The organism is Nostoc sp. EspVER01 (assembly GCF_034530635.1).
Taxonomy (GTDB): Bacteria; Cyanobacteriota; Cyanobacteriia; order Cyanobacteriales; family Nostocaceae; genus Nostoc.
The window spans coordinates 194603-206829 of the sequence record NZ_JAVRCS010000010.1 but is presented as its reverse complement, the minus strand read 5'-3'; the positions used below and the strand labels follow the sequence as shown (position 1 = coordinate 206829).

5 protein-coding genes are annotated in these 12227 nt (G+C 43.2%); 2 read left to right on the top strand and 3 right to left on the bottom strand.

From position 1 onward, the window contains the following. Positions 1–113 precede the first annotated feature (113 nt). From RMX69_RS11745 to leuC, 3 genes are all read right to left on the bottom strand, one after another. Positions 114–1658: a calcium-binding protein gene (locus RMX69_RS11745; RefSeq protein WP_322637577.1), complete on the bottom strand. Its 1545-nt coding sequence runs from the start codon at positions 1656–1658 to the stop codon at positions 114–116. A gap of 962 nt (positions 1659–2620) precedes the next feature. After that, positions 2621–3229, bottom strand: a complete 609-nt coding sequence (leuD, locus tag RMX69_RS11740; protein WP_322637576.1) for a 3-isopropylmalate dehydratase small subunit — start codon at positions 3227–3229, stop codon at positions 2621–2623. 81 nt (positions 3230–3310) lie between these two features. Further along, positions 3311–4714 carry a 3-isopropylmalate dehydratase large subunit gene (gene leuC, locus RMX69_RS11735; RefSeq protein ID WP_322637575.1) on the bottom strand — a complete coding sequence of 468 codons (1404 nt, stop codon included), beginning with the start codon at positions 4712–4714 and terminating at the stop codon, positions 3311–3313. Between the two features lie 513 nt (positions 4715–5227). Here leuC and RMX69_RS11730 point away from each other — a divergent pair. Together RMX69_RS11730 and RMX69_RS11725 are read left to right on the top strand one after the other, a co-directional pair. Continuing rightward, on the top strand, positions 5228–6577 hold the full coding sequence (locus RMX69_RS11730; RefSeq protein ID WP_322637574.1) for an AAA family ATPase: 1350 nt from the start codon (positions 5228–5230) through the stop codon (positions 6575–6577). Between the two features lie 203 nt (positions 6578–6780). Next, on the top strand, positions 6781–12213 hold the full coding sequence (locus tag RMX69_RS11725; protein WP_322637573.1) for a ribosome assembly protein 4: 5433 nt from the start codon (positions 6781–6783) through the stop codon (positions 12211–12213). Positions 12214–12227 lie beyond the last annotated feature (14 nt).

Genomic DNA, 12227 nt, shown 5'->3' with positions numbered 1-12227 from the left:
ACTTGATTTCTGCACTCTATCTATCTTACGTTTTTTTTGGTTGACCTACTTAATTTGGATTTAGCTGTAAGCTTGCAGACATGCCTTAGCCTTCTATGGATTTTGAGAGATGTTTACGCAACGATCTCAAAGTTTGTCGCTGATAATAATGGTGGGGCTGTGAATTGATTGTTATCGTTATCAATGTTGGCAAACAGACTACCTGTCCCAAAGCCTGGTGATGTCAAGTTTTGGTTGAAGAACAAGTTGCCAGTTCCAAGACTGTAAGTAATGAGTCCAGAGCTAGTTGCCGCTGCTGCATCATTAGCTACTATCCTAATTTGGAGCAGATTATTGAGTCCGCCAAAAGTTGTCTTATCGAGGACAATTTTATCGTTAAAGTTGCTGAAGTCAGTAATTGTATCGACACCGAGATCGGCACTATTGTACCCAACACCTGAGTTGAATACAAAGCGATCGCCACCAGCACCACCAGTCAGGATGTCATTACCTTTACCACCTCGTAATGTATCATTACCACTATCTCCATAGAGTAAGTCATTGCCAGCGCCACCATAGAGAATGTCATTACCCTCACCACCGAAGGCTCTCAACGGTGTTGTTGTACCACTACCATCCAGGAAGTCATTGCCAGCCCCACCTGTGAACCAGACTGCATTTACAGAAGTTCCTGACAAGCTGTTGACATCAAGGGTGTCATCACCCCCACCACCATTGATTTCAAACCTCTCTGCACTGTCTACAGTCAGAGTGAAGGGAACCAAGTTCAGGCGATCGAAGATTGCTCTGCCTTGAGCATCTTGTTGTAGGCGGAAGTTGTCTCCCACACCCGCGCCGTTAACCTCAACCACGTCATAGCCAGCATTACCGCTGATTCTGTCGCTACCGTCACCATTGTTCCAGATCAGGCGATCGTTACCGTTTCCACCAGTAAAGGTGTCGTTGCCACGATTTCCGAGTATGGTATCGTTCCCGTCCCCACCAGATAGAAAGTCGATACCATCACCACCTCGTAACAGGTCATTACCGGTATCACCATAGAGGTTATCATTGCCAGTACCACCTGTCAGGCTGTCATTACCCTCACCGCCGAAGGCTCTTAACGGTGTCGCTGTACCACTACCATCGAGTACATCATTTCCTGCCCCGCCTGTGAACCAGACTGCATTTACAGAAGTTCCTGAGAGGTTGTTGACATCAAGGGTGTCTTCACCTCCACCACCATTGATTTCAAACCTTTCTGCACTGTCTACAGTCAGAGTGAAAGGAACCAGGTTCAGGCGATCGAAGATTGCTCTGCCTTGAGCATCTTGTTGCAGGCGGAAGTTGTCTCCCACACCTGCGCCGTTGACCTCAACCACGTCATAGCCAGCATTACCGCTGATTCTGTCGCTACCGTCACCATTGTTCCAAATCAGGCGATCGTTGCCGTTTCCGCCAGTGAAGGTGTCGTTCCCACGATCTCCGATTAGGGTATCATTCCCGCCTCCACCAGATAGAAAGTCGATACCATCGCCACCTCGTAACAGATCGTTACCACCATTTCCAAAAAGGCTGTCATTTCCACCCAAACCATTGAAGTTATCAGAAGCAGCATTACTGATACCTATATCTGCTCCATTAGTTGGCCCTGGGTCTGGAATCCAATTTACTGCCATGATTAATACTCCTAATTCTTAATTTCTCTAAGTGAATAATGAGTTACTAATACTTCATTTTTAATAAATGTATGGAAGTACTAGTTTCTCTCTATGAACTACAAAACTTATAGTTTTTAGCTGCTAAGTATTACTCAGAGATATTTTCTTCTTTTATGCAGAATATTGGTTTTTGTAAAACTTCTTCACTATGATTTTTATAGATAGAGTTGAATACATCCTGACTTTTTACGTCATCTGAAAAAGAAAGAGTAGCTCGTGAATGCCTTTTACAAACTAGCTTTCAACTGATTGAACGATTTTTGCTCAAGTTCAAACAAATGTAAGTAACGTTGAAAAAATGACAATATTAAATACTAAACCGTATTCGTATTGTGACTTTACTGACAGCTGCTTAATTCGTTGAGTCGTATTAATAAGTGAGTGTTTATATGAAAAATATTGTAAGTTTTGATTCAAAGAATTTATAAGTACTAGTGATTCCAACGTACCTAATAAAAATCAATTCATTCAGTTATTAACCCGGATTTTTGTTGAAATTGGAGCATTGATTTTTACATTTACTCTCAAACAAGTATTTATCTAATGAGTAAAATGTAATACTTTAATCTGATTCAATATTTTGGTTCTAGAGTTACGTAAATTCGACGGCTTATATCGTGTCCGCTGAATTGCCTATAATAAAAGAACCTCACCCTGTCCTATCGGAAGGCTTTGCATAGCAAAACCAGGGTGAGGTTTAGAAGGACTTTTGGGTAATCAGATGACTTGTGTGTACACCGTAAGCCTATTAGGGGAGAGGCCATGCAATACGATTTGGTTAAAGACTGAGTTATTGTTAAGACGGTGATTCATCGCGTCTCTTGCCTTAACCGAACAGTATTTAGATGCCACGCAGGAATCACAAGAATTGACCGCAGTTGACATCATTCCCTGGCTGACAGTCAGGGAATGAGAGAATACTAACTCGCGGCTAAATTGCTCCAACCGACGTAGGGTAATTTTGTAGCTGTTGCCAGAACTTGGTCAGCATTCGCCACCAACTGACCGCAAGCGTCCCAAGTTCCAGAAATAAATGTGCTTCTTGTCCCTTCACCGATCGCAACTGGAGCGGTGTAATCACCAATTTGCACTTGCAAGGTTTCCAGGTTTACTGTTACAGCGGCTTGAGGATTGGCAGCAACTAAATCTTGCAGTTGTTTAACAGTCACAGCATCGGCTGTCAAACAAGGTATGCCCATTGCCACACAGTTACCAAAAAAGATTTCGGCGAAGCTTTCACCGATTAAAGCTTGGATTCCCCATTTTGCGATCGCTTGGGGTGCATGTTCTCGTGATGAACCACAGCCAAAGTTACGGTTGACTATTAAAATATTCGCCCCTTTGTATTGGGGTTGGTCAAAGGCATGTTCACCTTTGAGCGCTGTCCGGTCATCGATAAATGCGCCTTCGCCTAACCCATCAAAGGTAACGGCTTTTAAATATCGCGCAGGAATAATGCGATCGGTATCTATATCATTGCCCACTAAGGGTACACCGCGCCCTGAAACTGTTTTAACTTCACTCACCATAAACTTTATTTACCTATCATTTCAATGACAGCATGTTAATTTCTACAAATGACCAATGACAAATGACCAATGACCAAAAAATTACAGCAACTCACGCACATCAGAAACTTCGCCTTTAATCGCAGCAGTAGCCACCATCGCCGGACTCATTAACAATGTCCGACCAGAAGAGGAACCTTGTCTGCCTTTAAAGTTGCGGTTGGAGGAAGAGGCGCTGATTTGTCTTCCTTGCAGCTTATCGGGGTTCATGGCTAGGCACATAGAACATCCCGGTTCACGCCATTCAAATCCGGCTTCCTGAAAGATTTTATCCAGTCCTTCTGCTTCTGCTTCTTCCTTCACCCGTTCGGAACCGGGGACAACGAAGGCTTTAATTCCTTTTGCAACGTGGCGACCTTTGGCGATTTTCGCCGCTTCTCGCAAATCACTAATTCTGCCGTTGGTGCAACTACCAATAAAGCAGACATCGATTTTAGTGCCCTTTATCGGTTGACCGGGATATAAATCCATGTAGCGGTAAGCTTCTTCGGCAATAAATCGGTCTTCTTCTAGCAGTTCTTCTGGCTGAGGTACTGACTGGTTGACACCGATACCTTGACCGGGAGTAATCCCCCAAGTGACGGTAGGAGGAATTTCCGCAGCGTCGAATACAACTACATCATCGTACTGGGCATCTGCATCGCTCTTGATGGAATCCCACCAAGCTACTGCTTTATCCCAATCTGCATCTTTGGGTGCAAAATCTCTGCCTTTGAGGTAATCGTAGGTGACTCGATCGGGATTGACGTAACCGCATCTAGCACCGCCTTCGATCGCCATATTGCAGACAGTCATCCTCTCTTCCATATTCATTTGTTCAAATGTCGTACCTGCAAATTCATAGCCATAACCCACACCACCTTTCACGCCAAGGGTGCGGATGATATGCAGGATGACATCTTTGGCGTAAACTCCAGGGTTGAGAGTACCGTTAACTTCTATTTTGCGGACTTTCAATTTTGAGAGAGCAAGGGTTTGGGAAGCGAGAACATCCCGGACTTGACTAGTTCCAATACCAAATGCGATCGCACCAAATGCCCCATGACTGGAAGTGTGACTATCTCCACAAGCGATCGTCATTCCTGGTTGGGTCAGCCCAAGTTCTGGAGCGATGACGTGAACTATACCCTGGCTACCAGAACCAATATTGTAAAAAGTTATGTTATTTTCTTGACAGTTATTTTCGAGCGCCTGGATCATTTCCTCTGCCAAGCTATCGGCAAAGGGACGCGCCTGGTTTTCTGTGGGCACAATGTGATCGACCGTGGCCACAGTCCGCTCTGGAAACAGTACTTTTAGACCCCTCTCGCGTAACATAGCAAAAGCCTGGGGACTGGTGACTTCATGAATTAGGTGAAGCCCAATAAATAGTTGCGTCAGCCCTGAGGGAAGTGTACCAACGGTGTGTAAGTCCCAAACTTTGTCAAACAGGGTACCTTTGCTCATACGTCAATCAATATTTAAGGAGTCCGGTCTTAAATAGTATCAAAAAATAGTCTGGGTTTTTGCAGATAACTTAAATATTGTTAAACGCAGAGGGGAGGCAGCGCGCATTGGTGTCAACTTAACGCGAAACCGCACGTCCGCCAGGGATTGTAAATCCCTGTCTCATAGCTAAAGTCATCTGAAGATGACTAGATATCCCCAAAAATATTCAGTCTACTTCAGTAGACTTTAGCTATGAGCCAGAGAATGAATTCTCTGGCGGGTTATGAAGCCCGTAGCGCAGCTATTTCTAGCTTAAGTTGACACCAATGGGCAGCGTGTTGCGGGGGTTCCCTCCGTTGTAGCGACTGCCGTCGCACAGAGGTACGCAGAGAATTCTTGATGTGATTGGATCGCCTTTGAGGTAGTAAATGCGAAAATTCTCCGAAATATTGAGATGCCAAGATGTAAATAACTTTATCCTTTTTTACAAGGATATGTTAAGACAATACCAGATTATTGCACTACCAGGTTATGTCCATAGATTTACGGGAATTTTATCAGGCTAGCGATCCCAGCAGAACTCTGTTTGTCAACAATAGCTCTGATGGCAAGTATTATATAGATTTTTCCTCGGTACGAGGTGGTGATATTCTGGGCAAGCTGAAGCAGAAGATTACTTTTTTTAAGCCGAATGAACCTACTTGCACTTTATTTACTGGGCATATTGGTTGTGGTAAATCAACAGAATTATTGCGCTTACAGGCTGAACTGGAAAAGTTAGGTTTTCATGTGGTCTATTTTGAGTCCAGTGACGACTTGGAAATGACTGATGTCGATATTGCTGATGTGCTGCTAGCGATCGCTCGGCGGGTGAGTCAAAGTCTGGATAAAATTACCCTAGAGGAACCCAACAAGTTTAATGAGTTGCTGCAAGGTGCTTGGAAGGTATTAAACTCCGAGGTGACGGCGGGAAAAGTTAAGCTTCCGGTGCTTGGTGATGTGGGTTTATCGGCAGATAAAGAAAAGTTTTCTCTGTCTGTAGGGATTGGGGAAATCACCGCGAAGATGAAAAATGACCCAACGCTGCGAGAAAAACTCAATCAATATTTAGCACCACAAAAAACTAAGCTGTTAGAAGCGATTAATCAAGAATTATTGGAACCTGCGATCGCTAAACTCAAACAGCAAGGTAAAAATGGTCTGGTGGTAATTGTCGATAATCTTGACCGCATAGATAATCGTGCCAAACCTTGGGGTCGTCCGCAACAGGAATATTTATTTGTCGATCAGGGTGAGTTTTTGACGAAGCTGAATTGTCATCTCATCTACACCATGCCTTTGTCGTTGAAGTTTTCCAATGATTACGGAATGCTGACTCAGCGTTTCCCAGAAGACCCCAAGGTGTTACCAATGGTTCCTGTGCAATGGTCTGATGGCAGTGTTCATACACAGGGAATGTCACTCATGCAGCAGATGGTACTAGCTAGAGCTTTTCCTGACTTGACACCAGAGGAGCGTTTAAATAAAGTTACCGAGATTTTTGATAGTGCTGCCAGTCTAGAGCGTTTATGTCAAATGAGCGGTGGTCATGTGCGGGACGTGCTGAGGCTGCTGAATACCTGGATTATGGAAGAGATGAGTCTTCCCCTAACCCGTGAAACCTTAGAGCAAGTTATTCGTTCTCGGCGGAATGAAATCATGTTGCCGATTTCTGAGGATGAGTGGCAATTGTTACGCCATGTCAAGGAAAGGAAAAAGGTGAGTGATGACCACGGATATCAAAAACTGATCCGCAGTCGGTTTGTGTTTGAATATCGGGATGGTGGCGAGTCTTGGTTTGATGTTAATCCCGTTTTGGCTGAGGCGAAGGAGTTGCAGTAAGGTATCTTTCGTTTATCCACTCACCCGCCTGGGAATAAATTCCGAGGCTAATAGCTAAAGTTTTCTCAAGAGGACTAATAATTCTTTCCAGTCCACTAAAGTGGACTTCAGCTATTAGCCTTGTACTTGAGTGCAAGGCGGGATATGTTGACTCAACGTCAAAACATATAGTAAAAATTCGCACCTGAAAAGCACATCAACTTATGGCAGACTCGCAATCACCAGAAGATGACCATGTAAACAACGAGCGTTCTCTGAAACAATTAGCTTGGGCGATTGAATCCTCTGTGGGACAGTTTAAGCTGATATTGGCACGGTGTAATTATGCTAGCTTGCGCGATCGCCTCATCCAAAGATTGCAAGAAATTTGCCAAGTCGAAATTCGTATCTTGGCAGTGCAGGAATCAAACAGAACTCTTTATACTACCATTCAGGAAGAATTCGGCGAAGAAATACCAGCCTGTGTGATGGTTGTGGGTTTGGAATCAGTGCAGAATTTGTCTGTGATGTTAACTTCTGCTAATCAGGTGCGGGAGGAGTTTCGCAAGAATTTTGCTTTTCCCTTAGTGTTGTGGATTGACGATGAAATCTACAAGCAACTAATACAGCTTGCACCAGATTTGGAAAGTTGGGCAACTACGAGAAATTTTGATATATCAACCCAACAATTAGTAGATTTTATTATTGAAACAGCTAATCAGTGGTTTAGTAATAACTTAAAATTTAGCTTCGATGTATATATTAAGCTGGAAAATGAATTAGAAGCGGCGCAAAGATATTTACTCAACAAGCCAGATGTTTATAATTTACAAATTCAAGCTAACTTAGAATCTCTCTTAGGTTTTGTTAAACAGATAAACAATCAGAAAGATTCGGCACTGCAACATTATCACAAAGCTTATAAGCTCTGGCAGCAAAGTTATAATTTAGAAAGACAGGTAAAAATCCTCGCTGAGATTAGCTTTTGCTATTATCTCAAAGCTTTGAAGCATCAAGATATCAATTCTCAAGATTGGCAGACAACTTGGCATTATCTTCAAGAGTATATAAATTTTATTAGCCAGTTTAAAAGTCCAGATTTAATTGCTAGTTCAGTAGTTAAATTTGGTGATATTTTGCGAGACTTGAAAAAGTGGGAAATATTACAGAGTCTTTCAGAACAAGCTTTATTAATCCATCAAAATAACAAGCAGCCAAGGGAAATAGCCAAAGATTATGGTTTTTTAGCTGAGGTGGCTTTAGCTCAAAAAAACTGGGTTAAAGCAAATCAGTTAGTTAAACAAGCATTAGAAGTTTTTGCTACGATTCCAGATTTGGAATCAGCTAATATATCAGGGATTTTATCTGATATTTCCGAAAGGGTTTTAAAATCAAAAGACTTGAGCTTGTATCGATTTATTCTAGGTCGTTCTCAATACCATCTCGGTCAAATTCAAGAGGCAACCCTCAGCTTAGAAACTGCTAAAGATGTGGGTAATCCCCTAGAAGATGTCAGGCTTTACTTGGATATTCTCAGATTTTTGCAGCAGCTTTATTTTGAACAGAAAAAATATCTCAAAGCATACAAAATTAAACAGCAGCGGCGTTCCATTGAACAGCAATTTGGCTTGCGGGCTTTTATTGGTGCGGGTAGGTTAGAAGCAACAAAACAGGCATTTGTAGAGACATTGCGCTCAAACTCTCCCCAAGGAAATATTGCCCCAGAAATTGCTGCATCTGGTCGTCTTTTGGATGTAGAACGTTTAATTGAACGCATGGGTCGCCCTGATTATAAGTTGATAGTAATTCATGGGCAATCGGGTGTAGGCAAAAGTTCCCTGGTAAATGCGGGACTAATGCCAGCTTTAAAGAATAAAGCAATCGGCACTCAAGATTATTTGCCGGTGGTAATGCGCGTTTACACCAACTGGGTGGAAGAGTTGGGGAGGCTTTTGGGAGGAACTGGAGAATGGGGAGAGTTAGAACCTCAACTTTCAGCCTCAGAACTCGGAACTTCAACCTCGGAACTCGGAACTTCAACCTCGGAACTCGGAACTTCAACCTCGGAACTCAAAACTTCCGCTTCAGAACCTCAACGTTCGACCTCAGAACTCCAAACTTCGACCACTGAACTCAAAACTTCGACCTCGGAACTCAAAACTTCGACCCCTGAACTCAAAATTTCAGCCTCAGAACTCGGAACTTCGACCTCAGAACTTAAAACTTCGACCTCTAATACTCAAAATCCCCACTCCTCACTTCTAACTCCTAACTCCTCACTCCTAACTCCTAACTTCCTAATCACCCAACTGCGCAAAAACGAACAGCGTAACCTCCGCACAGTGCTAATTTTTGATCAATTTGAGGAATTTTTCTTTGTTTACACCGAACCTGCACAAAGAAAGCAATTCTTTGAGTTTTTGGGAGAGTGTTTGAATGTTCTATCGGTGAAAGTTATCTTATCGCTGCGGGTGGATTACATTCATTACTTGCTGGAGTGCAATGATTTGTCCAGTCTCAAGATTATTGGCAATGACATTCTCAGTAATAATGTGCTTTACAAGTTGGGGAATTTTTCACCTGCTGATACAAAGTCAATTATTCAGCGTTTAACTGAAAATACTAGTTTTCGTTTAGAATCAGCTTTAGTTGAACAACTGGTACAAGATTTAGCCAGAGAATTGGGTGAAGTTCGTCCTATTGAGTTGCAGGTTGTGGGGGCGCAACTGCAAACGGAGAATATTACAACTCTGGCAGAATATCGGCAGCGTGGTACTAAGGACGAATTGGTTAAACGTTATTTGCATGAAGTTGTTAATGATTGCGGTGTTGAGAATCAGCAAGCAGCAGACATATTACTCTATTTGCTGACCGATGAAAAAGGAACTCGCCCTCTAAAGACTCGCGCTGAGTTGGAACGCGATTTGCTCCCGTACTTCTTCGAGATTGCCCCAATCCCTCTTAAAAAAGGGGGCTTTATTCTTTTTACATCTTTTTTAAGGCGATCGCAGCAGGCAAAAGTAAGTCTGAGCCGCGGCTTTCGTCGCTCAGAACTTCAGGGAGGGTCAGAAGCTAGGGAGAAACAAGCTTCTGAAATAAGTCAATTAGATTTAGTGTTAGAAATTTTTGTTCAATCCGGCTTAGTGGTTTTGCTACCAGAAAACCCGGCTGACCATTATCAACTAGTACATGACTACATTGCCGCCTTTATCCGCCAGCAACAAGAACCGAAGTTAAAGCAGGTAATGGCAGAACTGGAAAAGGAACGAAAACAAAGAAAACTGAGTGAAGCGAAACTGAATAACTTTCTCAAACGCGCCCTTTTTAGTTCCATCTCCGCAGGTTTAGGATTTGCTGGGTTGGCAGTGGTAACATTCCAGTGGACAGTAGAGGCAAATGTTCAGCTAATTAATGCCATCAATAACTCTTCTGAAGCCTTTTTTGCCTCTGGACAATATTCAGATGCTTTAATAACAGCCTTAAAGGCAAGTAATAAACTCAAGCATACAATTTGGGCACAGCACAGAAGCGATACCCGAATGCAAACTGTAGCAACTTTACGGCAAGCGGTTTACTTACAGCCAAATGAGAAGAAAGAAAACCGTCCTATAGAGGTAAATACTTTAGAAGGTCATAGCAATGGGGTCATTAGCGTCGCATTCAGTCCCAATAGACAACAGTTAGCTTCTGCCAGTTATGACAAAACTATCAAAATCTGGGATGTCAGCAGTGGTAAACTCCTCAAAACCTTAACTGGTCATAGCGAATCTGTCTATAGCGTGGTCTACAGCCCTAATGGACAACAGTTAGCTTCTGCTAGTACTGACAAGACCATCAAAATCTGGGATGTCAGTAGCGGCAAACTCCTCAAAACCCTGACTGGTCATAGCAATTCGGTCATTAGCGTAGTCTACAGCCCCAATGGACAACAGTTAGCTTCTGCTGGTGATGACAAGACCATCAAAATCTGGGATGTTAGTAGCGGCAAACTCCTCAAAACCCTGACTGGTCATAGCAGTGAGGTCGTTAGCGTGGTCTACAGCCCTAATGGACAACAGTTAGCTTCTGCTAGTTATGACAAGACCATCAAAATCTGGGATGTCACTAGCGGCAAACTCCTCAAAACCCTGACTGGTCATAGCGATTTGGTCAGTAGCGTGGTCTACAGCCCCAATGGACAACAATTAGCTTCTGCTAGTTATGACAAGACCATCAAAATCTGGGATGTCACTAGCGGCAAACTCCTCAAACCCCTGACTGGTCATAGTATTTGGGTCAATAGCATTGCCTACAGCCCCAATGGACAACAGTTAGCTTCTGCTAGTGCTGACAAGACCATCAAAATCTGGGATGTCAGCAGAGGCAAACTCCTCCAAACTCTGACTGGTCATAGCAATGCGGTTAGTAGTGTGGTCTATAGCCCCAATGGACAACAGTTAGCTTCCGCTAGTCTTGACAACAACACTATCAAAATCTGGGATGTCAGCAGAGGTCAACCCCTCAAAATGCTTACTGGTCATAACAATGTGGTCAGTAGCGTGGTGTATAGCCCCAATGGACAACAGTTAGCTTCCGCTAGTTATGACAAGACCATCAAAATCTGGGATGTCAGCAGTGGTCAACTTCTCAAATCTCTGACTGGTCATAGCGATTTGGTCAGTAGCGTGGTGTATAGCCCCAATGGACAACAGTTAGCTTCTGCTAGTTATGACAAGACCATCAAAATCTGGGATGTCACTAGCAGCAAACTCCTCCAAACTTTGACTGATCATAGCAATTCGGTCATTAGTGTGGTCTACAGTCCCAATGAACAACAGTTAGCTTCTGCTAGTCTTGACAAGACTATCAAAATCTGGGATGTCAGCAGTGGTAAACTCCTCAAATCACTCACTGGTCATAGCAGTGCTGTCTTTAGCGTGGTCTACAGTCCCAATGGACAACAGTTAGCTTCTGCTAGTGATGACAAGACTATCAAAATCTGGGATGTCAGCAGTGGTAAACTCCTCAAAACGCTGACTGGTCATGGCAGTGCGGTCAATAGCGTCGCCTACAACCCCAATGGACAACAGTTAGCTTCTGCTAGTGATGACAATACCATCAAAATCTGGGATGTCAGCAGTGGTCAACTCCTCAAAACGCTGACTGGTCATATTGGTTGGGTCAATAGCGTGGTCTTCAGTACCAATGGACAACAGTTAGCTTCTGCTAGTGATGACAAGACCATCAAAATCTGGGATGTCAGCAGTGGTCAACTTCTCAAATCTCTGACTGGTCATAGTAATGTAGTCGAGAGTGTGGTTTACAGCCCCAATGGACAACAGTTAACTTCTGCTAGTGCTGACAAAACAATAATTTTATGGGATTTGGATTTCGATAATTTATTACACAGTGGTTGCAACTTGCTGAATAATTACTTCATTGGCCATCCAGAAGTGTTAGAAGAGTTGCAATCATGCCAAACTCCATCTCGTTTGGCGCAAGGTGCTACAGTATTAGTCATCCAAGGTGAGAAGTTAGCACGAAATGATGATATTAATGGCGCTGTTGAAAAGTTCAACAAAGCACAGCATTGGGATAATAAATTAAAGTTTGATTCCCAGGCGAGGGCGAAAGAGTTGGCGAATAAAGTTAAAGGTGACAAGGGGACATTACCCTAATGATAGATAATCAC